We start from the raw sequence: 24179 nt of genomic DNA on the forward strand, positions 1-24179 counted from the left end.
TAATTGTCTCCCCGTTTATCTGTTTTGCTTAGAACGTGATAGTACGAACGACAGTGTGATAAGACACATTGACACCAGAACAACCATGGTAGAGGCGGCTGCAATGGTTGGTGTCAGATTAAAATCTATGTCTTCAAACATTTTTCTACCGATCGTCTTGCCGTTAATGTCTGAAATGAAGAACGCTACAGTTGCCTCATCGAATGATGCCAGAAACGCGAAGACAAATCCTGTCCCGATACTTGGTGTGATTATCGGCAAAGTGATGTGGAAAAACGTTCTGCCGCGCCCTGCTCCGCAATTCAGGGCGGCAAGCTCCAATGCTGGGTCAATACGCTGTAGAGCCGCGACTACAGTAATCATCACGAATGGAACCGACAGGACCGTGTGACTGACCAGAAATCCTGAAAAGGTTCCTGTCAATTGATGCGGTGCAAAAACCAGATAGAGGGCGACGCCCAAAACAATATGCGGAACGATCATCGGGCTGATCGTTAGCACCTGAAACACCCCCTTGAAGGGTAGCTCGCCCCTGACAAACGCGAGAGCCGCCATGGTTCCCACGACGGTGGAGGTCAGGCCCGACGCCAAGGCGATTTTCAGGCTGAACCATGTTGACGCCATCCAGTCAGGATCGCGGAAATAAGCAATGTACCATCTCAACGACAAACCTTGCGGCGGGAATTGCAGATAATCCGTCTGGCTGAATGACATTGGAACTATGATCAATGTAGGTAGAATGAGAAACAACAATACGATGCTCACGAAGAAGGCCGCGAACAGTTTCCAGGCGAGATTACCCATGCGCCCTCCATTCAATGACATTCTTGGAGTCCCGATCTCCGGCCTCGAACCGATTGTAGAGAACTGATTAATGGACATTGGCGAACCCCTTATTGAGCGCCAGTACTCGCCGGAAGCATGCGACAAAAATAATTGTCATGCCGAGCAACACGGTAGAAAGAGCAGCGGCGAAGGGCCAATCGAGTGTCACAGTGGTCTCCTGACCGATCAGCGTTGCCATCAACACCGAATCCGGCCCTCCAACCAGAGCGGGCGTTATGTAAAATCCGAGCGCCAAAACAAAACACAATGTGGCGCCGGCAAATATCCCGGGAAGACACAAAGGAAACGTGACGATGAAGAAAGCCTTCCACGGACTTGCGCCGAGGTTCAGAGCAGCTCGATCGAGGTCCTTGGGTATAGCTTTGAGCGCTGCATAAATGGGCAACACAACGAAAGGCATCAGAACATGTGCCATCGCCAGCGTCACCGCTCCTTGCGTGTAAAGAAGCTTGAGGGGCTGCTCGGTCAAACCAAAAGCGCTGAGAACCCCATTCACAATCCCGTTTCGCTGCAACAGGACAATCCAAGCATAGGAGCGAACTAGAACCGAAGTCCAGAGCGGAATGAAGACGCAAATCGCGGCTATAATCCCGGCAAGCTTTCCCGCTCTTGCCATGACCAGAGCGACGGGAAAGCCGAGCACGCAGCCAATGGCGGTTACAGCGACCGCAACGCCGACTGTGGAAGCCAGAACATCGAGATAAAGACTTCCCTCAACGATGCGTCCATAGCTTATCGCGTCGTCCGAAAAACTGAGCGTGATGAGTCGACCGATCGGATACATAAAGCCAACGACCAATAGAAATAACAATGGTAGCACCAGAAACCAGGATGTTAGCGGAGGGTATTGGCGTGCTGATCTTCCCCGAAGGAATGTGCCGAGACTGGAAAACGAGGAACTCATGCCGCCAACCTCGTCTCAAGGTCGAAAGTCAGGAGTGAGAGGGCATCGAAGCTTATACCGACGCGGCTATTCCTCTGAAAATTCGGTGAAGATGCCGTTGCAGGCAATTGGACACGAAGGTCGATATTGGGAAAAGCGTCAAGTCGGACCAAGACGACAGTGCTCGAACCGATGAAGACGGATGCCTCGACGGTACCAGACAGTTGCCCCATACCCGGATCGGAAGAGATACGAAGATGTTCCGGCCTCACGGCCATCCTGATTTCGGAGCCGATAGATTTGTGCGCCAGTTGGGGATGAAGTCGTGGATCCACTTCCACAGCAACGCCCTCTGAGATATCAAGAATGCACTTGCCGTGTTCATTGCCGCGATAAGTTGCCGGAATAAAATTGATAGAGCCAATGAAGTCAGCAACGAAGGTGCCGTTCGGTTCATTATAGAGTTCTGACGGAGTACCAACCTGCTGGAGGCAGCCATCATGCATTACCGCGATGCGGTCGGACATGGTCAACGCCTCTTCCTGGTCGTGAGTGACGTAGATTACTGTCGCACCGAGGTCTTCCTGAATGCGCTTGATCTCAAACTGCATTGCCTCTCGCAATTTCTTGTCGAGGGCACCGAGCGGTTCATCCATCAAGATGACGGGCGGAGAAAAAACTAGCGCACGGGCGACAGCTACACGCTGTTGTTGTCCACCTGACAACTGGTTCGGATAGCGGTCCGCGAAGTCATTGAGACGGATCAGTTCAAGCATCTCATCGACCCGAGTCTGGATCTCTTTCTTCGAACCCAGTCGACGCATTTTCAGTGGAAACGCAATGTTCTGCCGAACCGTCAGATGGGGAAACAGCGCATATTTCTGGAACACCATGCCGATATTACGTCGATTGGGCGGGAGCGTGGTTATATCTATGCCCCCCACTAGAATCCTCCCGTTCGTCGGCTGTTCGAAGCCGGCGATCATGGTGAGCAAGGTCGTTTTGCCAGAGCCAGACGGCCCAATTATGGAAACGAATTCGCCGGCCCGGATGTCGAGCGTGGTTTCATGGACAGCCCAGGTTTCGATAAATCTTTTCTGAATGCCAGCAAGCATTAATTTCTGACCGATCAATCTATCCTCCTCCGGAAACCATGTTGGTATCTGTGCTCGTGCATTCGGTCTCGATGCAAATAGCATCGTTGACGTTCCAGACGCACAGACATGCCTATCCAACAACCGCGTGACTCCATGAGTACACGCTGCTAAAACCTAAAATGACGCGACAAAATCTTTGCAAAAACTTTATATGATCATTTTGTTGCATCATAATTTTGGTATGTCAACAGGGATTACAGCTTAAATGAGCACAACAAAATTGTCGGACCTCGCCAATGAGGGTCAGGCACCAAGTCTTGGCGACGTGGCGTACCGCGAAATGAAAGAGCGGCTGATACGAGGTGAATACAAGCCCGGCAAGAAGCTTACAGTCCGAGCCGTAGCGGAGGATCTCGGATTCAGCTCCACTCCTGCGCGGGACGCGATCAACCGTCTCACCGGTGAAGGCGCATTGGTCTATTCGGGACCAAAAACCGTAATCGTACCGGTTTTAAACGAAGACAGCCTACGCGAGATCACGCTAATTCGGCTTGCCCTGGAAGGGTTGGCAGCACAGCTTGCAGTAAACTCGGTTACCAATGAAGACATTGAAAAACTTAAGGATATTCAGTGTTATATAAACGATGCGCTGGATCGGCGCGCTTACGATACGGTTTTGCGACACAACAAGGATTTCCATTTTCATGTTTACGGAATGGCAGGGATGCCTCGGCTTTTATCCATGATCGAAGGGGCCTGGCTCAGGGTTGGCCCATCTCTTTACGATCTCTATCCCGAGTTTGCCGAAGAAAAATACGGCGTACGAAACCACCAGATAGCCATTGAATCACTGGAGGACAAAGATGGCGCATCCTTGCGTGCTGCATTCGAGAACGACATTCGGGACGGCTATCGGCGCTTGCGCCAAGCGGCGCGAGTGCGCTCCGCGATAAGATAGATTTTTGTTGTATGGGCTTGACCTATCGCATTTTTGTTGCAACAAAATTGTGAAGGTAACGCAAAAGCGTTAGCTGATGTTCATTTAAAAGGCCCAATCAATGATACCCAATCCGAAAGTACACTGTGACGATGCGGTACAGAGAACGAAATCATCACGCCTTTACGCCCGCGGCCTGCGGGCTTTGCCGCAGGGTGTGTCACGCGTCACGATCGATATCGATCCAATACCGATTTACATTGAACGTGGTGACGGCGCCTATCTGATCGATGTGGACGGGAACCGTCTTCTGGACCTGAACAACAACTTTACCACCCTTATTCATGGACACGGCTTCGAGCCGGTTGCGGAAGTTGTAGCGCGGCTTTTGCGGAACGGGACCTGTTTTTCCAATCCGACGGAACACGAGGTCGCATTGGCTGAATTGCTTATCTTGCGTATCCCGGCAATGGAAAAGGTTCGCTTCGTCAACAGCGGGACTGAAGCGGTCATGTATGCAATCAAGGCCGCACGAGCGTTCACAGGCCGCTCTGCGATCGTTCGCTTTGAGGGATCTTATCACGGGGGGTACGACTGGGCTGAAACGGGGCAAACGGGCACCTATCCCACCAATGAGTCGGGTCGAAGCATTGCGCGACCTGGATATCTTGGTGCACCGTCCAGCCTTGGCGACGATGTCATCGTCCTCCAGTTCAATGACAAGGAGGAGATCATTTCGAAACTCGAAAACCACGTGCATCGGATCGCTGGTATTTTGATTGATCCGATGCCAAGCCGGGCCGGGCTATTTGCACCAAACGAGGGGTTTATCGGGGCGCTGACAACCTTCGCGCAAAAGCATGGTATTCTGCTGATCGCCGATGAGGTGTTGAATATCAGGCAAGGTTATACCGGTGCTTCGGACCGTTACGGTCTTGGTCCCGATTTGATAGCAACCGGCAAGATCATCGGGGGCGGTTTTCCAATTGGAGCCATCGGCGGGCGCGCCGAAGTGATGTCGGTCTTCGAAAAACGGGACGGCAAGCTGCCTGTTCCGCAAGGTGGGACATTCTCCGCTAACCCGGTCTCCATGGCGGCAGGTCTTGCTGCCATGAATGCATTGACATCCGATGCTTTCGTACGGCTCGAAGAATTGGGAGATGCCTTACGCGCACGTCTTTCGCAGATCGCTCAGTCGCGACAGGCTCCCTATTCGATCACTGGAGCCGCTTCCCTCTTCCGCATTCATCCAAAACGTGAAGCGCCGACTGATTACCGCGCTTCGATCATCTCGGCTGATCAGGCCTTACGCATGCGAAAGCTCACACGTTATTTGGCCCGGAATGGCGTGCTGTTGCCGGTTGGAGCAGCAGCCAGCCTATCGACCCCGATGGGCGACACAGAAGTCGAACTCATTGCCTCGCTTTTTGATGATTTCCTTGCACAAAGCCCCGTTCGGGAGGACCATTCATGAAACATGCCGCAATTACAGACAGCGTTGCTGATCGTATCGCTCAAGCACTTGTCCGCCATGGCGTCGAGGTGATCTTCGCACAAAGTCTCCCCTCCGCTGTTATTCTTGCGGCCGAAGCCTGCGGAATTCGCCAGATCGCTTATCGGCAGGAAAATATGGGCGGAGCGATGGCGGACGGTTATGCCCGTGTTTCCAGCAAGGTGGGGGTCGTCGCGGCGCAGAACGGTCCTGCGGCTACGCTGCTGGTTCCACCACTTGCCGAAGCCATGAAATCGAGCATCCCAGTTGTCGCGCTTGTGCAGGATGTCGAGCGGAACCAAACGGACAAGAACGCCTTTCAGGATATCGATCAAATCGCCCTCTTCCAGTCCTGCACGAAATGGGTCCGTCGACTTAATGTGGCCGAGCGCGTCGATGACTACATCGATGCAGCTTTTACCGCCGCGACAAGTGGACGAGCGGGACCGGTCGCGCTTTTGTTGCCGGCGGACCTGCTGCGCAGCCCGGCTCCGAAGATCGATAAGCCGAGAACTGCTTGTCTTGGCTACTGGCCGCTTGACAGGTTTCGTCCATCGGACGATCTCATTCAGACTGCGGCGGATACTATTGCTGACGCCCACAACCCCGTTGTGCTGGCTGGGGGCGGGATTCATGCCGGTGGCGCCGCGGCAGCTTTGGCTCGCCTTCAGGAAATAGCCTCCCTTCCCGTGTTCACGACCAATATGGGCAAAGGTGCAGTTGACGAATTCCATCCTCTGTCTGCTGGCGTGCTGGGGGCGCTAAGTGGCCCAAGATCGTTGGGTTTCTACAGTCACCAACTGATGAAGGAAGCCGATCTGGTTATCCTTGCCGGAACACGCACCAATCAGAACGGAACCGACAATTGGCAGCAGATTCCTCCTTCAGCGAAAATCATCCACATTGACATCGACCCCGGTGAGATCGGGCGCAACTACGAGGCGTTGCGTTTGCATGGCGATGCGCACGAAACACTCACGGCCCTGTGCGAAGCGTTGTCGAAACGAGACTTCCTTCGGCGCGACATGCCCCGCCTCGCTTACGAAAAGAGAATTGCGGGGTTCTGGGCGGAATATGACGAAGCTCGCCAACCGGTTCTTAAAGATCAAACAGCCATGATGAGGCCTGAGCGCGTTATGCAGGAATTGCAGCCCTGGATCGAGCAGGACATAACGGTCGTGGCGGATGCAAGCTATTCGTCCATGTGGGTCGTGGGTCAGCTTCGCTGTCGCAAGGTGGGCACAAGATTCATTACACCGCGCGGGCTTGCTGGTCTTGGGTGGGGTTTACCGCTTGCTATGGGGGTGAAGGTTGCCCATCCTGACAACCCGGTGGTTGCCATCGTAGGAGACGGTGGATTTGCGCATAGCTGGGCCGAACTGGAAACAATGATACGTATGCAATTACCTGTCACCGTTGTTCTTCTGAACAATGGCGTGCTGGGCTTCCAGAAAGATGCTGAAACCGTAAAATTCGGGCGGTACACAACGGCGTGCCATTTTGCTCCCGTCGATCACGCAGCGGTCGCTTCAGCATGCGGATGTCGATCTGCCACTGTCGATAATGCTGCTGACTTCTCGCAGCAGCTGCGTCTGAGCATTGAAAGCGGTAAACCGTCGCTCATTGAAGTGATTACCGATCCCGACGCTCATCCTCCGCTTTCTCTTTTTGCGGCAATGGATCAGGCAGCATGACGGCTGGAGCACGTGAGCGTATAGCAGTTGTTACCGGGGGCAGCTCAGGCATTGGGCTGTCAACGGTCAGACACTTGGCCAGTGAAGGCTACAAAGTAGCGTTTTTCGGGCAAACGCGACAGCGAGTCTCCGCGGCTGGAGAGTTGCTCATTTCGCAATTCGGGAAGGATACCATCTTGTATCGGTGTGTCGACATAAGTGAACCGACAGCAATTGTCGGCTTTTTCGATACCGTGCGAGGCCATTGGGGTTCGCCAGACACTCTGATCTGTAATGCTGGCGTATCGCCGAAAGCAAAAGATGGCAAAGCTACAGCGTTTGCAGAGACAACGATTGACGAATGGAACGCAGTCCTTTCAACCAATTTGATCGGACCCGTCCTTTGTTGCCAATGTATTTTGCCGGATCTGATTAAACGGCGCTTCGGTAGAATCGTTTTGGTTGGTTCTATTGCTAGCAGGGCGGTACCCAGAATCGCAGGCAGTGCTTATACCGCATCAAAAGCTGCACTATCGGGTTGCCTTCGTTCTCTAGTGTCCACGCTTGGCGGGACAGGAGTTACGGCCAATATTGTTGCGCCGGGACACATCGTAACCGGAATGACTAGCTCAGTTGATTCCGATTCAAATCGAGATGCCCTTTCGCGCATTCCGGTGGGCCGCTTGGGAAGCCCTGACGATGTAACCGCTTTGATCGCTTTCCTGGCGTCGGAAAGCGCTGGCTTCGTCAATGGTGCCACGATCGATGTAAACGGGGGAGAATACGTTTCGCCTTAATAGTGCTTCAACGGGACGATGAATGTTATGTCGAAGGTTCTGATAAAAACATCTGACGCGCAATTGTTTTTGATGCTTCGTCATCTGCTCTCGGTTGAAGGGTTCAATGCGGAACTCGCATCACAGCTCAAAGATTTGACGACTTCCAAGATAGGCCCCGAACGGAATCCGACTGTCTTGATATGGGACGGCAGCGAGGCTGAGCTTTCCGAATTTCTTCACCTTAGGGAACGGCTTCCAAGTCTCGCGTTGGTTTTACTGAACAGGAGTGGTATCGATACTGGACATCAGATCAATGAACGTTTGGATCTGGTCCTAGACCCTCCGTTCGATCCCCTTGTTTTGCTGGGATTTCTCCAAAAATACCGAGGCAATATCGCGAGTACGGATGCCGCGAGAGGTGTTTTGACCTATTACGACCTGCTGCTGAACCGTTCGCAGGTTCGGGTGTTTCGCAACGGGCATCGCGTCAAACTCACGCCGTTGCAGTTCCGCTTGCTTGAAGCGCTCATGCAAAAGCCTGAAATAGTCTGGAGCAGGCAGGACCTCATCGACGCAGTGTGGGGCCAGGGAGCTATCGTCGAGCCACGCACGGTCGACATTCATATCGGCCATATACGGCGTGCATTAGCGCGGCATGGTCAAAATTTGGTCAGAACTGCGCAGGGCCGCGGCTATTCTCTCGATCAGCGGGCAGACCCGTTGCAGTAAGTTTCAATTCATGAGGCGCTGAAAAACCCGCGTCCAGAACTGAAAATTACGTTGATCATTTTCGAACCAGGCATCGAGTGCAAAAAGAGCGGCAGCTGTCGGCGCTGTATCCGCATAGATTCGCCTCGTGGCATCGACGACCAGGCTGTCTTCCGTGCCATGACGGATAGCGTCCTGCTGCAAAGTTTCCCGGGCAGCTTTTACATTCGAAATTTGCAACACAACCATTCCTCCTGCGTCCGGCGGAGGGGAAAATAGAATGGAGCCGGACGTTAGAGAGACCGCATGGCGGATTTTTTAACAGCAGGCGCTGTATCGTCGTCCCTGGCATGTGTTGCTCAAATATGCACCGTCTTATAACAGAATCAAATAGTTGTGGCAATAATTGGAGATAGGATTTAGATGAAACTCAAGATATTTTCAGGAACGCAACAACAAAGGGGAATATGCGCTGGACATAAAGGCCAAGGCAGCTGCCATCTCGTAATTTTAAATCTGTTACGGCGCCCTATAGGAGTAAAACCGCATGATCTTTGCAAAGGCTTTGTTGATCAGCGTCGTTGAATTTTGCAATTTAAGCCGACACACGAAATAGTTCGTCGCCCTTTCTTTTGACCCACAGGTGCACCCGTGCTGATGAAAGACCGTATCGATCACCTGCCTCACGTAAAACAGCGTGAGTTGCAGCGCGTGCTGGAAATAATATTCGAGGAATTCGAGGATGCGCTCAAGGAGGGGGCGGCGGAATTCAAGAAGCGGGGTCGTATCGTCAAGGTAATTCTGTTTGGATCCTATGCGCGCGGCACACAGGTGGATGAGCCGCATACTGGCAAAGGTTACCGCTCTGATTTTGATCTGCTGATTATCGTCAACAACCGGAAACTGGCGGACTTTGAATTCTGGCGCAAAACCGAAGACCGGCTTATGCGCCTGCGAGATGTGCAGACACCGGTAAACTTCATCGTCCATTCGCTTCGCGAGGTGAACACGCGAATTAAGGAAGGACGATATTTCTTCACTGACATTCGCAAAGAAGGCATTGTCCTCTACGAACTCGACCCTGAGCCGCTCGCCCAGCCCGGCATTCCCAATCCGGAAGATGCCTATCGTATCGCGAAGGAATATTTTGACGACCGGCTACCGCATGCAAGTAAATTCGCGAAAGGAGCTGCGTTTTATTGTCAGGAGGGAGACTTCAAAGAGGCTGCTTTCCTGCTCCATCAGGCGATAGAACAGGCTTATTCCACCTTCCTGTTGGTGACAACAAACTACTCTCCGTCTTCACACAACCTAAAATTCTTGCGCCGGCTTGCAGAAGGGCAACGCAATGAACTGGCCAAGGCATGGCCGCAAGATCAACAGCGCTACAAGGCATGGTTCAATATCGTCAATGAAGCCTATGTGAAGGCGCGCTATTCTCCGCATTTCGACATTACTGAAGAAGCACTCCGCTGGCTTATGATACAAACGAACCTGCTCATCGCTGAGATAGAGCACATTTGTGCTGATCATTTAAACAAAATGAGCGAAGCCGGATAACAATCGTCTTATCGTTCAAGATTGTCCGTGACCAGAATCTGAAAAGTGCGAAGGTTCTTTACGCTATCGCCGAGCGCTCCAGCTAGGTGCTGCACCGCGATGATCAATCTGGGCCGGTGCGGCGCGACAATCAATGTAAGGCCAGCGTCAATTGACGCGCCGTAGCCGGATTGCTAGGTAACAAATATTCCGCGATTTTTGGCTGCTGTCTTTCTGATTAGCCCCGGCATTTGTGGGGGCGCGCAAATCAGGTGAGGCTGATACCGCGATCAAGCGCGCGACGCTGACGTTCTGCTACGATTTGCTCGCTTGCCTGCTTGCGAACAGTTTGCTGCAAGACCTTCAGACGTTCCTGCATTGTCTCGAATGCCCGGCGTTGTGTCGGTGCCACACTGTTGGTGACGGTCGTTTCGCCGCGCAGGATCGCATCACGCCCGAATCTCAGATCAAGCGCCCGGCTGACAGCGGCGAATTCCTGTATGATATTGGGACCGACTAGTCCGGCTTCCGCTTTGAGGTTTGCGTCCTTCTTCTTCATCGTCTGTGTGAGCTCACGCAATGCCTGGCTGGCTGCGGGCGACAACCCGGGAATAGCAATTCCCATACGCTGACGCTCTCCGGTAATCGCTTTGGTCTCGTTGCTCAGCGCCGTCGCGTAAGATGCACCCAGCGACCGGACACGGCTTTTTGCGTCTGAAACAGACAGAAGCGCTTCCTTTCGTTCACGCCCGGTCGCCAGAAACTTATCCATGATGCGGTCAGAACCGCGCAATGCGCCATAGGCAGCGGGATCGTTAGCAACCGCCGCCGCGATGCGCTCTGCCGCAAAACCTTTGATAATCAAGGCTTCAATTTTGTCGACAACATCTGCCGGATCACGCCAGATGTTGGACGCTGTTTCAGCAAGAGCTGCACGATTGTGGCGATAATGATTGGTTGTTAGCGCCCTCTCCTTTGCCTCATCTTCTATTAGCGTTTTGAACTCCGTCACGGCTGCAAGCATCGGCAACACGGCATTTGTTTTCGCGCCTGGCTCGATGCTGGCAGTTGTAACGACCTTCGCGCGGTCCCTTGTTTCGACAAGACGCTGTTCCTCGGCAAAACGGCGTACGATGGTAAAAAGATGCGTCAGTTTCTCGCGCCGATCTGGATCGAGGTTCTCCGGCATGCGCTCGAGGATATTGCGTTCAGCCACGGCATCAGCTTTGTCGGTAAAGGCCGACCAGCCAAAGCGCGCGGTCAGCGCCTCATTGATCGCCTTCACTTGCTGGACCAACTGACGATCCCCCGCAGCATGGGCAAAGGCCGTCTTATAGGCATCGGGTCCACCCAGCTCGCGCACCTTCTCGATTTCGACAAGGCGGGCCATTGCCTGTTTCGAGATTGCGGGGATCGACAGCGTCATATAGGCGCGACGTTGCTCTTCGCGCGTGCTAAAGCGTTCAGCCTCACGACGGAATTCTGTCGCATGCGCGCGCGCCAGCGCAACAAGGTCAGAAAGAGAGCCAAGCGCAACCTTGCGTTCATCACGAGCGGCCCGACTATCGAGCAGAGAACCCGATCCCCGGAGCTGGCCAAGTCGCTGCGGCGTGGTCGCGAGATCTTCGGCAAGGCCACGTGGTTCCATTCGCCTATTCGACGCAAATGCATTGAGCCTGTCCAGCGCACCATCTGGATCTCGATAGATCTTCCCCAACATAGGTCGAAGAATGACCTCCCGCTCCTTCCATCGATCCGATTGCAACTGCGCACGTCTGGCATCCTCTTCGAGGCTGCGGGCGAACCGGATTATTGGTTGAAGAAGATAAGGTCCGTCATCGCCCCGTTCGGATGTTTCAGTTGGTCGTGCTGCAAGGTGTTGCGAACGTTGTTCGTTATAGGAAACGCTTTTCTCGCGTTCGATCTTGATATCAAGCGCCACGCTCGCCCGTTCCCAAAGCTTTGCCACTTGTCCGCGCTTGTCATCAAGCCACGCCAGTTTTTGTCCGACACGCTCTTCTATGCTCGCTACAACTCCGGCAAGCGTTTCGATACCACGCCTGCGGGCAAAGTCATGCGCATGCGCCCGATAACCAGCTTCATTCTCAAAATCGAGCGTTGTGGTTTTTGCACCTGAACGGCCAAGACGTTCAACCAGTTGCCCAAACAATTCCGGCCTATGGCTCTCACGCTCAATCCGCTCTCGACGCGAGGCTGCAGTTTCGAGCTGCTTTGCCGTCCAGACGTTGCGCTCGACTGCGCGTTCCTCAAAACTCTTCCGGCCGGTATCATTGTCTGTGACAGGGATTTTGACCTTGACGATTTCAACACCGTCTTTTCGGAAAAGTGCGGTATCGCCTTTTGATACGCCTCCGTCGGTCAGTGCCTTGGGCAGGCTGACGCCCCAGAGCCGATGCACTGTCCCGTCATCTCTCTTCACGTCCGCATAGGGACTTTGATACGCATCCTTATCCTGTGGCCGGAACTTCGCCATTCCCGTTCCGATAAGTTCGCCGGCAACACCGGCTGCATGATCAACACGCGATTTCCTGCCCCATTGCGGTTTTGGCTCGAAATCCTCCCGCGCTGCATAAAGGTCAGCGTGATCACGATGACGGGTCATGGACACATAGGTCAGATGCTGATCCATCATGCCGGTCGCCAGCACAAATGTCCTGTCAACGGTGACGCCTTGTGTTTTATGGATGGTCGCAGCATAGCCATGGTCGATATTGCGATAGCTATCCTCGCTGAGCACCACATCCCGGCCAATGTCGAGACGAACAACAGCAGGGGACGGCCACGCTCGTCACCCGTCGAAACGACCGTGCCGAGCATACCGTTTTTGACATATTGCGGACCAAGCTGCTTTGCGCGCTTTTCAACAAAGCGGGCATTTTCGAGGAAGATGATGCGGTCTCCGCAGCCGAATTCCCGAAAGCCACGCTCTGTGCGAAACTCACGAGCGTTTGTCAGTGCACCTTCCCTGTTCATGACGATGCGCAGGGATTCGTTCAAGCGCTTTACATCTTCATTGGTATGGGCGAGCACCAGCATTTCGTCGCCGCGCAGCTTTCCATCATTGCCTGCCGTCCGCGACTGTGCGATCGCCTCTCGGCGCGCATCGCTCCAGTCGGCAACAAGACGTTCTATAACCTCGGCGCGTCGCTCGGCTTCGATTATGTGCCCCTTTTGAGCATAGGCATCGAGCCCCTCTTCGAGCTTGCCCCGCGCAAAGAGCCTGGACGCATCACGTGCCCAGGCTTCTCGTTGGCGACGCACACCGGCAAGCTCGGCGAAACCAATCCGCTCCGCTATTGCTCGGAAGGCTGCACCCGCCTGTATTGGCTGAAGCTGCATCGCATCACCGACCAGAACGGCTTTTGCACCGGCATTCTCAACCGCCTTCAACACGCGTGCCATCTGCTCAGAAGACACCATGCCGGCTTCGTCCACCACGAAGACGTCCCCGGCTTGAAGCAAATCGCGGCCGTTCTCCCATACAAGTTCCCACGCGGCAAGGGTTCGCGATCTGATACCAGAACTATCCTCCAAGCTTTCCGCAGCCTTCCCGGCCAAGGCTGCTCCAAAGACAAGACGATGCTCTTTTTCCCAGGCGACACGGGCAGCGGCAAGAAGCGTCGACTTGCCAGCACCGGCAAGCCCAACCACGGCAGCAATGGCGCCGTCGCCCGTAACGTGAGCGACCGCATCAATCTGCTCTTGATCAAGCCTGAACGGTTTTTCCGGATCCGCCGTTTCGACGCTCCGGACGGCAGCTGCAATCTTCGCAGCCGCAACTCCAAAGCCCTTGCGATTTGATAAAACCCCGGCCGACTGCGCCATGTCATATTCGATACGCAGGATCTCGCGGGTGGTAAAGATTGCAGGTTCGATTGCCTTGCCGGTTTGCCGATCCACCTGCTGTGGCTTCAACAGCACAAGATCGTCCGACTCCATCAGCCGTGTGCGAATATTGGCAAAATCGCTCGGATCATCGACATAACGATGCAGCGTTTTTGCGATATCCTTCTCATCAAAGGTCGAACGCTCAATGCCGAGACGCTTGAGAAGAAGTCCGGGGTCAGCAAGCAGTCGATTAGCCATTTCCTGCCGACGCGCAAGCTCGGCCGGCGCGAAATACATCTCCACGCCCTTACGCATCATGGCGGTCTTTTTCGGCCCAAGATGTTTCTGGGCAATCCCATCCAGGCCCTGTTCCGCATAAGAGCGTCCATCAAGGCGAATGTCATGGCCAGCCAGCGCAAGATGCCGATTGGCCGTTTGCGCCCATGCGACTTTCCACGCCTTCATCGTTTCCTTATCGCCAGCCCAACACGTATAAACAATATTCCCGTTATGGCGGTTCGACTTTACCTCGCGAAGTGGTTTCCCGTCGGGTTGGCGAACCGGCACATATTTGGGACCAAAACCCATTTCAGTTAGGGGTCTGAGCGCAGTCAGCAGGTGAATATGGGGATCACCATCCTTGTCGTGATAGACCCAGTCAGCAATCATACCCTTCGCAGTCAGATTGTCCTGGACGAACTCCCGAACCAGGGCAATATTCTCCGCCCGCGTCAGTTCTTCTGGGAGCGCAATGATCAACTCGCGGGCGAGCTGCGCATCCACCCGCGTCTCAAATGCATCGACGGCGTTCCACAACACTTCGCTCGCGCCAGCGGCAGTCTTGCCATCTATCGACAACCGTAACCAACCCGGAACATCTTCCGGCAAAGCCAGCTCTTCATGGACCAGATCATCGTCGCCACCACGATAGTTGAATGAGATTCCGGTTTGTTCGTCTCTCATCCGGGTGCGATGCCGGTAAGAAGCCGCGGAGATAATATTACGTCCCGCCCCTCTGCTGATCATCTGTGCTCTAACGAACATGATTGCCACGATTAACTCCTGACCTCACAAACGTGCCAACTAACCCAATCCCGCTGCCTGCCAAAAGTCAGCCCCCACTCAGGAATGAAAATCAGGTCGGAATTTTGGTAGTGTCGATTTGGATAATTGCACAGATAAATGCTTTTTACTATCTTTTTTAAATTAGTTAAATTCGGCCCTTAAATCTGGATAGAATAAGCAAAAGGCGTAAATTGACGTAAATTTTGTATTTTTCCTAACGAAACGCAAATAGAGAAGCTGATCGAACGTATAAAACAAATTACAGTTAAATTGGCTGAACCGCTAAGACAAGACTGGCGGAAATGAGGTCGCCAATGTGAAACTCAATCACAGTGTCGAAGAATTCGTGGCGCGGATTCGTGAAAGCTGAAAAAGCGATTGGCAGAGCGACAACGGCAAAATAAAAAGCCACAAAACTTTTAGAGAACGTCTCAAGGACGAAGCCGCCGGAACACGACCGGTTCATGAACCCCTAAGGCAGTCGCAAACCCTCCCTCGTTGTTTATGCAATCACCTTATCTGCGCCAACGAAAAAGTCAGGCCGCAACAATGGAAACAATTCAACAGTTGAGATCGACACCGGACGATTGACTCTCCTCCTCATATGCCTCAGAAATAAGAACAAACCATGAACATTTGGAGAGTGTGATGCGCATCACTGGCAAACTCGATTATCTGGAAATGCCCGCAGCCAATGGCTCGCTCGACGCAACAAAAAGCTTTTATGCGCGAGCATTCGGATGGTCGTTCATCGATTACGGTCCCACTTATTCCGCCTATTCCGAAGGGCTGGACGGCGGCTTTGACGCCGACCCACAAGCGACAACGAAGCCGCTGCCCGTGCTTTATGCGCTGAGACTCGAAACCGCGCTTCAAGCCGTGACCGAAGCTGGCGGCACCATCGTCAAGCCGATCTTTGCATTTCCGGGCGGACGCCGCTTTCATTTCACCGATCCGGCGGGTAATGAACTCGCAGTCTGGAGTGAAAATTAGAGCAGCCCATGTCCACGTCCTTGTCAGCCCTCGAATCCGCAGCGCGATACTTGTCCCAGTCTGACAAGGATCGATTCTTCCGGATCAAACGCGAGATGGAAGCCACAGGGGCTTCCAAAAAGAGCATCGAAGACCGCCTTCACGCCTTCATCTGGGAAGTTATCGAATCCGATGACGACGATGAGGATGAAGATGGGGAAGAAGAATAGACGTCGGACTTATCCCGAAAAATGCAAAGCGTGATCAGCTTGCTTCGCGCAGGCGTTCCGCCGTCTGCAGATCAACCGAAACAAGCTGGCTGACGCCCTGCTCGCCCATGGTGACGCCGAACAGGCGGTTCATGCGCGCCATGGTGATCGGGTTATGCGTGATGACCACGAAACGCGTTTCGGTCGAAGCCGCCATCTCGTCCATCAGATTGCAATAGCGCTCGACATTATGGTCGTCGAGCGGCGCGTCCACTTCGTCCAGCACGCAGATCGGCGCCGGATTGGTGAGGAACACCGCGAAGATCAGCGCCATGGCCGTCAGCGCCTGCTCGCCGCCTGAAAGCAGCGTCATGGTCTGCGGCTTCTTGCCGGGCGGGCGGGCAAGAATTTCAAGCCCGGCTTCCAGCGGGTCGTCGCTTTCGATCAGTTGCAGTTCCGCCGTACCACCACCGAACAGATGCGTGAACAGGCGCTGGAACTGCACATTCACCACCTCGAAGGCGGCCAGCAGACGCTCACGCCCTTCGCGGTTCAGGCTCTGGATCGCCTGTCGCAGCTTCTTGATCGCCTCGATAACATCCTCGCGCTCGGACACAATCGCATCGAGACGATCCGAAAGCTCCTGGCTTTCTTCTTCGGCGCGCAGGTTCACTGCGCCAAGCCGCTCGCGCTCTATCTTGAGCCGCTCCAGCTGGCGTTCCAGCTGATCGGGGTCGGGAATCGGATCGTCGGCCTTCAGCCCGGTATGGCGAATGGCTTCTTGCGGCGCACAGTTCAGCGCCTCGACGATGCGGGCCTCCGCATCCTTGCGCCGCTCTTCTGCGGCGGCAAGGCGCTCTTCGGCGCGGGCGCGCTGCTCGCGGCTTGATGCCAGATGCTGAATGGCAAGGGTCGCAGCCTTGTCGAGTTCAGCTTGCGCGGTTTCAGCCGCAGCCAGAAGGTCGGCGGCTTCTTTACGGCGATCATCCGCCAGCGAAAGCTCGTTCAGGAGCGCCCGGCGACGTGCTTCAATCTCGTCAGGCGCTTCGGCCAGACCTTCCGCCTCGTCCGCCGTCTCCGCGCGGCGATCGTTTAGCGACGCAATCTGCCGCTCGGCATTTTCCGCGCGCGAAATCCAGTTGCGCCGTTCCAGCGCAATCATATCCAGACGACGCAACCGCGCTTCGGCCTCACGACGCAGCCCTTCATAAGCGGCGCGCGCTTCGGCCAGCGCCGTGCGGTCGGACAAAACTTCGCTCGTCAGCGCCGCAAGGCGTTGCGCAATGGCGTCCAGATCTGGCATCTCACTGAGCCGGTCTTCGGCTTCCGCAACGCGAATCTGCGCTTCTTCCAGATTTTCTTCCAGCCGCACCCTGGATTCATCCAGCGCCGAACGGCGGGTTGCAAGCTGTCCTGCTGCACGCTCGGCGACCGCCAGCGCTTCACGCGCCTCGTCCAGCTTGCGCTGATTGGTCCGCCACTGGTCGCGGGCGACACGCTCATGCTCGACAGCTTCGCGCACCGAGGCTTCGGCGCGATATACGGCCTGTTCGGCCTCCTCGACTTGTCTGCGGGCTGCGACCGCTTCCTGTTCCAGCTCGCTCAAGCGGTTTTTCTGGGCCAGACGCTGTGCAGCCGGGGTCGGCGCGTCGGCGCTTGCCGTATAGCCATCCCAGCGCCACAGCGCACCGGCCTTGCTCACCAGTCGCTGGCCAGGACGCAAAAGCGCCTGCAAACGCTGACCGTCGCCGTCCGACACGACACCGACCTGCGCCAGTCTGCGGCGCAGCTGCTGCGGCCCATCGACCAGCCGGTCGAGCGGCGTTGCCCCTTGCGGTAAGGCCGGATCGGCTTCCGGGGCCGGATTATAGGCCCAGTAGACAGGCGCATTCTCATCGCTTGCCGCGTCGAGGTCTTCCCCCAGCGCCGCGCCAAGCGCGATTTCATAGCCCTTTTCGACGCGCAGCTCTTCCACCACCGGCGGAAACTGGCCGGTCTCGCCCGCATTTAGAATGCGCGCCAGCGTCTGCGCTTCGGTCTCGATCCGGTTGAGTTCGGTGCGCGCCTCGTTCAATGGCTGGCGGCTTGCCGCTTCCACTTCGCGCGCGCCCGCGACGAGCTCTTCCGCCGCAACGACCGCTTCTTCCGCCGCAGCAAGCGCATCCGCGCAAGCATCGACCACGATGCGCTTTTCAGCTGGATCGAACAGACCGCCGATCTGCTCGACGACAGATGCAATATCGCGCTCGATAGCGTCCATCTGCACGGCAAGGCGGTCGCGACGATCCTGAGTTTCCTTCAAGGCGCGCTCAATCTGCGCCCGTTCGGCAGTCGCTTCCGCGCGTTCGGCGGTCATCCGCGCCAGCGCGCTTTCGCTGTCGGTCAAGCGAATTTCCGCTTCCTCGAACAGCGCGCGTAATTCCTCATCGCGCTCGCCGGATGCGTCGTTGGAAGCGAGCAGTTCCTGTTCTTCTTCTTCCAGCTTTGCCAGAATATCGGCGTTTTCTCGCACCATCTGCTCTTCACGAGCGATGTCGGCGGTCAGCTGTTCCAGCCGTTTCATCAGCTCGGCGCGGCGGGCGCGAATACGTCCGTCCTCTTCGTCGAGCTGGGTGCGGGCAATCGAAAGGCGCTGCAAGGCGGCGGCGGCCCTGGCTTCCGCCTCGCGCAGTTCCGGCAGCTTCTGCGCGCCCACCGCCTGATCACGCGCCGCATTCATCTGCGCCTGCGCCATGTTGCCCACGGTCGCGGTCGCAGCCGACAAGGCGCTTTGCGCCTCCGCTTCCTGCGTCTTGGCCTGGCTCCAGCGCAGATGCAGCAAGGCGGCTTCGGCACGGCGAATATCGGCGGAAAGCGCCTTGAACCGGTTCGCCTGCCGGGCCTGACGCTTCAGGCTTTCAATCTGGCTGCCCAGTTCGCCCACCACGTCGTCCAGACGGTCGAGATTGCCCTCGGCAGCGCGCAGGCGCAGCTCGGCTTCATGGCGGCGCGTATGCAGGCCGGAAATGCCGGCCGCTTCTTCCAGAAGCGCGCGGCGCGCCTGCGGCTTCGCTTGAATAAGTTCGCCGATGCGCCCTTGCCCGACCATGGACGGCGAACGCGCGCCGGTCGACTGATCGGCAAAGAGCAGCTGCACATCCTTGGCGCGGGCCTCCTTGCCATTGATGCGATAGACGGAGCCCGCCTCACGCTCGATACGGCGCGACACCTGCAACTCATCGGCATCATTATAGCTGGCCGGAGCCGTGCGGTCGGAATTATCGAGGAAAAGCGTCACTTCCGCCGTGTTGCGCGCCGGGCGCGTGGCGGAACCGGAGAAAATGACATCATCCATACCGGAAGCGCGCATGTTCTTGTATGAGTTTTCACCCATCACCCAGCGCAGGGCTTCAACGAGATTGGATTTGCCGCAGCCATTTGGCCCGACCACGCCCGTCAGCCCGCCTTCGATCACGAACTCCATGGGTTCGACGAAGGACTTGAAACCGACAAGGCGCAGTTTGGAGAAGCGCATCAGCAAGCGCCCCCAGCTTTATCGCCCATTCCACAAACGGCAAAAGCGGACGCAGAGATGCGTCCGCTTTTCATCCAGAAAAACGGCTTAGAGAAGCTTGTCGATGATTGCCGACATTTCGTCAACCGAAAGGGCTCCAGCGTATTTTTGTCCGTTAATGAAGAAGGTCGGCGTCGCATTGACTCCAAAATCCTTCGATCCACGCTCCATCGTTGCTCTCACATCATCGAGAACTTGCTGGTTCGTCAAGCAAGCCTTGAAGGACTCCTGTGTAAAACCGGCAAGTTTTGCGATTTGCAGCAGGGCAGCTTCGCCGTCTTGAGCGGTTGCCCACTGTTGCTGCTGCTTGAAGAACACGTCGACCATCGGGAAATAACGATCTTCCGGGGCGCAGCGCGCCAGCATGAAGGCGGCGGTTGCGCGCGGATCGAACGGGAATTCGCGGAAGATCAGCCGCGCCTTGCCGCTATCGATATATTTTTCCTTGATTTTCGGGAAAGTATTGATCGTGAAATCCGCGCAATGCGGGCAGGTCAGCGATGCATATTCGACGATCGTAACCGGCGCATCGGCCTTGCCGTAGACCATATCCTTGAGCTTGCCCGGTTCGGCAATCTTGGCCGCATCGACGGTGCCTTCCGGGGCGCGATCTTGCGCCAGAGCGCCCGTTACCGAGGCGCCTGCAAAAGCCAGTCCGGCAGCAGCCGATCCGGCGAGAGAAATGACGTGTCTGCGATTAAGCACTGCAGGCATACGAATCATCCAGTCCTGTTTCATTCGGTTGTTTCGATCTACAATCTAAGGCGGCAGACAGATATGCGCCAGCCCCGCATCGTTCACATGAAAGTCAGCTTACCGCCAGTATTGTTTCCATATTCAGAACGACGAGCCCAGTTCTTGCTTCAACTCGCTGCAAACTGACCAAGGCTTGCATCAAATTTATGGCAGCTTGTAACGCAATTCAGTGCTTTTGCAATTGCCGGATGTTTCTCACAACGCATTGCATTCTAATCGCTCTTTTTCCCCGTAGCGCGCTTTTCCGCCAGAATATTCTTGCCGAGCCGCGCAAGTGCTGCCCGCAAGGCGTCGTCCTCGATACCGTCCGTCGCCTTGTCGATCCGCCGTTCTTCGGAGGGCGCCAGCGGAGCGAGCCGTTTGACCCGCCGTTTGGTCGGCAGCATGGGCGGCTTTTGCTCAATGCGAATGCGCCCGATGGCCGAAAAGCCAAGAAAGCCGTTGACTCGGCTGATGATCTCTCCGGTCTCGTGCTGGATCTGCAAGGCGGCAAAGCCTTCGCAGGCGATGATCAGCGTGGCGGGTTTGAACGGGTCGTCTTCGTGCAGACGGCGCGGCCAGAGAATGCGCAACGGACGCGATGTTGCACCAATGGCTGGGCCGACGATATCTTCCCAGGATTGCAGCAGCGAGAGATTGATGCCCGCACGTTTCTGAAGCATCGGGTCCATCAGCCCCGATGTCATATCCGCCAGCGGTCTAAATCCGCGTTTTGATTTTGGCTCGCTCATCGCGCTCCATTATAGCCGCGAAACCACTCCACAAACAAAGGAATACCTTCATCGAGCGTGGTCTTGGGGCTGAAACCCAGATCGCGGGCGGCAAGCGTGATATCCGCATAGGTGCGCGGAACGTCTGCGGCAGGCATCGGCTCCAGCTTGCGGATCGCTTCTCTACCCGTCGCCTTTTCGATGGCCGCAATGAAATCATTGAGCATGACCGGGCGGTTGTTGCCGAGATTATAGACCGGCGCGGTTTCCTCCGGCTTTTCCAGAATGCGCTTCACCGCGCCGACCACGCCGCTGACGATATCGTCCACAAACGTGAAATCGCGCTGCATCTCGCCATTATTGAAAACGCGGATGGGCTCGCCTTTCAAGATCGCCGAAGTGAAAAGCCACGGCGCCATATCCGGCCGCCCGAAGGGACCATAAACCGTGAAAAAGCGCAGGCCCGTCGAATGCAGCTTGTGCACATGGCTATAGGAAAAAGCCAGGAGTTCACCAGAGCGCTTCGTCGCCGCATAAACCGAAACCGGATGATTGACCGGATCGCTTTCCGAAAAAGGAATTTTCTCGTTGGCACCATAAACCGACGATGAGCTGGCATAGACCACGGGCGGACGCTTTTCGAGCTTCAGCGCGGTTTCGAAAATATTGACCTGCCCCATGACATTGGCCGAAACATAGGCGGCCGGGTTTTCGATAGAATAACGCACGCCTGCCTGCGCGGCCAGATGCACGATCACATCGGCATCCCTGTCCGCGCCGATGGCAGCTTCGATCGCTGCCGCGTCGGCAATATCGGCTTTGGCAAAACGAAAGCCGTCGCGTGCATGGAGGTTCGCGAGCCGCGTTTCCTTTAGTTCGACCTGATAGTAATCATTGACATTATCGATGCCGATAACCTGCCAGCCCTCATCCAGCAGGCGCTGCGCCGTGTGGTATCCAATGAAACCGGCGGCCCCCGTTACTATCGCTTTCATGCAATCGACTTCTTTCCGAATACGCACATTTCAAGACCGGCGCGCCGTGCGGCCATGACCCGACGGGACGCAGCGGCATTCAGCGCCGCAAGGAAGAACATGGTCGAAGAAATCGTGACTTCGTGCAGCAGCGGATTGTGCAGCATGCCATAGCTGCCGCTGACGATTGCGAAATAGATCAGCGCTCTGCGCATCGCCCAGCTATCGGCGGTGCGCCACAGATAGACGAAAATGGACAGGAAGGCGCCAGTCATGAAGATCAGGCCGACGATACCGTCATTCAGCAATTCGTCGAGAACCGTGTTATGCACATGGAGAAACCCGGCCAGCATCGGGGCCTGCTCGCCTGCTTCCGCCCGAACCTCATTCATTTTGGAATAGGCGCCAACGCCCGCAATCGGATGCTGCACAATAATCTTGCTGGCGCTTTTCCAAAGCACCTCGCGAATATCAGCGGAAACCTTGTCTTCCCACTGTTTGCTATCACCGGTGTCGTAATATTCGATCATGCCCGAAAAGCGCTTCGAAATGATATCGCCGACAGGCCCGACAACAATCAGCGCCGCCAAAGCGACCCCGAGTGCGGCGTAAACACCACCCTGCTGACGGATGCTGAAACGCTTCAGAAAGAAGACGATCTCAACGGCTGCGAAGACCGGCAAAACCACGATGACCGCCCGGGTTTCGGATGTAAGAACCGCCGCCAGACCAAGCACGAGCCAGTGCGGCCCGTTCGGGAGATAGCGCGGTGCCTGACGCAAAGGTATCGCTGCCGAGATCGCCGAGACGCCAACGACAAAGGCAAAAACCGCCTGATTGCCGCCGATCCCGATACGTCCGCCAGCGGTCACCGACAGATACAGGGCTGCAATAGTGGCGACGAGGACGCCGAAACGCGCGCCAAGCACATAGGCGCGTAGCGGGTCGCGGATCAAAGCCATGCCCGAGCCTGCGAAGGCGAAAACCGCAATCAGCAGCGTATAGCCGATCTGGCGGTTATTGTTGAAGGGTTCGCCGCGAACCAGGATCAGCCCAAGCGACCAGGCCGCGTAGAGCAGAATGAAAATATAGAATTTCTTGCAATGGAGCCGCGCGACCGCGTGACGACCGCAAGCCATATAAATTCCGAGACAGGAAAAGACGAATAAAATCAGAGGACCGAGGCCGACGCGAATTGGCATCGTTGCAGACGCCACACCAAGAATCCAAGGGTCAACCCTACGACGAAGTAAAAAGGATTTTTTTAAATAGCTCAATCGACAGCCCCTCTGAGATTTCTCTTCGCAAGTGCATAAACGATTCGCCTGACATAATCGGCAGCTCTGAACAGAAGCGTAGTTAGCCTTTTGTATGGCGGCAATCGTTTTTTAGCGTAGGCTGATCGTCCCTGTGCGATCGTGGAGACCGCCATGTCGGACAATTCCACCACCGGTTTGTCCGTAGTGAAAATCTCGTAATGACCAGCCCATCCTCGTTCGAGTGCAACATCGTAAGGAACGCGCATGGGGCGTATCCCGGCCAGCAGTTTCGCAGCCCCTTCCCGTGTCAGGATATAAGCAGCAGAGCTTCCCAGCGGTCCATGCAGACAACGCCCGATTGCGAACTCGTCATCGACCTGACGGAAGGAGCGGAACGCCGCCGTGCGATGATTGACCAGCTTGATCGCATCCCAACCGTTGATCTTCGTGGCCTTCTCTACGAACGGTACGAAAGCAGGCGTAAACAGGACATCGTCCTCGACCAGAACGGCAAAAGGTTCCGGGGCCGCAGCGATGACTTCAAGCGCGCGAATGTGGCTGAAATAACAACCAATTTCGGCAGGCATGGCGATTTTGCCATGGCAGCGTCGAAACCCGGCATCATCGAAATTGCCAAGTTCATCCGGCTGCAACAGCTTGCCTTCCACAGCCTCGACGCGCCGCAAATCGAGAGAAAACGCGTCAGCGCTTTTCTGCAGGCGCTCCCATCGGTCTCGCGAACGCGCGAGATTGATGACATAAACCGGTACGGAATTAATCACTGATTCTCTTTCCACGGCAAAAGCGCGATGGGAGGATTTGTAACGCGCCAGACCTATTTGCCAAGGGCTGACAATGTTTGGCTTTACACTATCGCT

18 protein-coding genes and 1 pseudogene are annotated in these 24179 nt (G+C 55.5%); 8 read left to right on the top strand and 11 right to left on the bottom strand.

Features of this window, described 5'->3' with window-relative positions; translation table 11 throughout:
- Positions 1 to 15: 15 nt before the first annotated feature.
- From JAU75_RS04550 to JAU75_RS04560, 3 genes are all read right to left on the bottom strand, one after another.
- A complete protein-coding gene (locus JAU75_RS04550) occupies positions 16 to 804 on the bottom strand; it encodes an ABC transporter permease (RefSeq protein WP_247880393.1) in 789 nt (262 codons plus the stop codon).
- 67 nt (positions 805 to 871) lie between these two features.
- Positions 872 to 1750: an ABC transporter permease gene (locus JAU75_RS04555; RefSeq protein ID WP_199055017.1), complete on the bottom strand. Its 879-nt coding sequence runs from the start codon at positions 1748 to 1750 to the stop codon at positions 872 to 874.
- Entirely contained in the window at positions 1747 to 2862 is a 1116-nt protein-coding gene (locus tag JAU75_RS04560; protein ID WP_199055024.1) for an ABC transporter ATP-binding protein, read from the bottom strand. The genes JAU75_RS04555 and JAU75_RS04560 overlap by 4 nt, the downstream gene beginning before the upstream one ends.
- Positions 2863 to 3091: 229 nt before the next feature.
- Between JAU75_RS04560 and JAU75_RS04565 the strand changes: the two genes are divergently transcribed.
- The 5 genes from JAU75_RS04565 (at position 3092) to JAU75_RS04585 (ending at position 8436) form a co-directional block, all read left to right on the top strand.
- Positions 3092 to 3784, top strand: a complete 693-nt coding sequence (locus tag JAU75_RS04565; protein ID WP_199055026.1) for a GntR family transcriptional regulator — start codon at positions 3092 to 3094, stop codon at positions 3782 to 3784.
- Between the two features lie 100 nt (positions 3785 to 3884).
- A complete protein-coding gene (locus JAU75_RS04570; RefSeq protein WP_247880394.1) occupies positions 3885 to 5237 on the top strand; it encodes an aspartate aminotransferase family protein in 1353 nt (450 codons plus the stop codon).
- Entirely contained in the window at positions 5234 to 6949 is a 1716-nt protein-coding gene (locus JAU75_RS04575) for an acetolactate synthase catalytic subunit (RefSeq protein ID WP_199055028.1), read from the top strand. Before JAU75_RS04570 ends, JAU75_RS04575 begins: the two co-directional genes overlap by 4 nt.
- Positions 6946 to 7725 carry a 3-oxoacyl-ACP reductase FabG gene (fabG, locus tag JAU75_RS04580; RefSeq protein WP_199055029.1) on the top strand — a complete coding sequence of 260 codons (780 nt, stop codon included), beginning with the start codon at positions 6946 to 6948 and terminating at the stop codon, positions 7723 to 7725. Before JAU75_RS04575 ends, fabG begins: the two co-directional genes overlap by 4 nt.
- 27 nt (positions 7726 to 7752) lie before the next feature.
- Complete coding sequence (locus JAU75_RS04585; RefSeq protein ID WP_247880395.1) at positions 7753 to 8436, top strand: response regulator transcription factor; 684 nt, start codon at positions 7753 to 7755, stop codon at positions 8434 to 8436.
- Positions 8437 to 8439: 3 nt separating this feature from the next.
- Here JAU75_RS04585 and JAU75_RS04590 read toward each other — a convergent pair whose 3' ends face one another.
- A complete protein-coding gene (locus tag JAU75_RS04590) occupies positions 8440 to 8664 on the bottom strand; it encodes a hypothetical protein (protein WP_199055031.1) in 225 nt (74 codons plus the stop codon).
- A gap of 408 nt (positions 8665 to 9072) precedes the next feature.
- Between JAU75_RS04590 and JAU75_RS04595 the strand changes: the two genes are divergently transcribed.
- Positions 9073 to 9975 carry a nucleotidyltransferase and HEPN domain-containing protein gene (locus tag JAU75_RS04595; RefSeq protein WP_199055032.1) on the top strand — a complete coding sequence of 301 codons (903 nt, stop codon included), beginning with the start codon at positions 9073 to 9075 and terminating at the stop codon, positions 9973 to 9975.
- Positions 9976 to 10222: 247 nt separating this feature from the next.
- Here the strand turns inward: JAU75_RS04595 and traA are convergent.
- A pseudogene (traA, locus tag JAU75_RS04600) lies at positions 10223 to 14856 on the bottom strand (Ti-type conjugative transfer relaxase TraA).
- Positions 14857 to 15516: 660 nt separating this feature from the next.
- Between traA and JAU75_RS04605 the strand changes: the two are divergent.
- Together JAU75_RS04605 and JAU75_RS04610 are read left to right on the top strand one after the other, a co-directional pair.
- On the top strand, positions 15517 to 15861 hold the full coding sequence (locus tag JAU75_RS04605) for a VOC family protein (protein ID WP_199055033.1): 345 nt from the start codon (positions 15517 to 15519) through the stop codon (positions 15859 to 15861).
- Between the two features lie 8 nt (positions 15862 to 15869).
- Positions 15870 to 16070 carry a hypothetical protein gene (locus JAU75_RS04610; RefSeq protein WP_199055035.1) on the top strand — a complete coding sequence of 67 codons (201 nt, stop codon included), beginning with the start codon at positions 15870 to 15872 and terminating at the stop codon, positions 16068 to 16070.
- Positions 16071 to 16104: 34 nt separating this feature from the next.
- Here the strand turns inward: JAU75_RS04610 and smc are convergent, their stop codons facing one another.
- The 6 genes from smc to JAU75_RS04640 all read right to left on the bottom strand — a co-directional run bounded on the left by smc (position 16105) and on the right by JAU75_RS04640 (position 24083).
- Positions 16105 to 19563 (bottom strand): chromosome segregation protein SMC, encoded by a 3459-nt coding sequence (gene smc / locus JAU75_RS04615; protein ID WP_199055039.1) that lies wholly within the window; start codon positions 19561 to 19563, stop codon positions 16105 to 16107.
- 87 nt (positions 19564 to 19650) lie between these two features.
- Complete coding sequence (locus JAU75_RS04620) at positions 19651 to 20316, bottom strand: DsbA family protein (protein ID WP_199055040.1); 666 nt, start codon at positions 20314 to 20316, stop codon at positions 19651 to 19653.
- Between the two features lie 254 nt (positions 20317 to 20570).
- Complete coding sequence (locus JAU75_RS04625; protein WP_199055041.1) at positions 20571 to 21089, bottom strand: DUF721 domain-containing protein; 519 nt, start codon at positions 21087 to 21089, stop codon at positions 20571 to 20573.
- On the bottom strand, positions 21086 to 22063 hold the full coding sequence (locus JAU75_RS04630) for an SDR family NAD(P)-dependent oxidoreductase (protein ID WP_199055043.1): 978 nt from the start codon (positions 22061 to 22063) through the stop codon (positions 21086 to 21088). Before JAU75_RS04630 ends, JAU75_RS04625 begins: the two co-directional genes overlap by 4 nt.
- Positions 22060 to 23181, bottom strand: a complete 1122-nt coding sequence (locus tag JAU75_RS04635) for an O-antigen ligase family protein (protein WP_247880396.1) — start codon at positions 23179 to 23181, stop codon at positions 22060 to 22062. The genes JAU75_RS04630 and JAU75_RS04635 overlap by 4 nt, the downstream gene beginning before the upstream one ends.
- A gap of 134 nt (positions 23182 to 23315) precedes the next feature.
- On the bottom strand, positions 23316 to 24083 hold the full coding sequence (locus JAU75_RS04640; RefSeq protein ID WP_199055046.1) for a glycosyltransferase family 25 protein: 768 nt from the start codon (positions 24081 to 24083) through the stop codon (positions 23316 to 23318).
- Between the last annotated feature and the right edge of the window lie 96 nt (positions 24084 to 24179).

Source organism: Ochrobactrum sp. Q0168 (genome assembly GCF_016427605.1).
Taxonomy (GTDB): Bacteria; Pseudomonadota; Alphaproteobacteria; order Rhizobiales; family Rhizobiaceae; genus Brucella.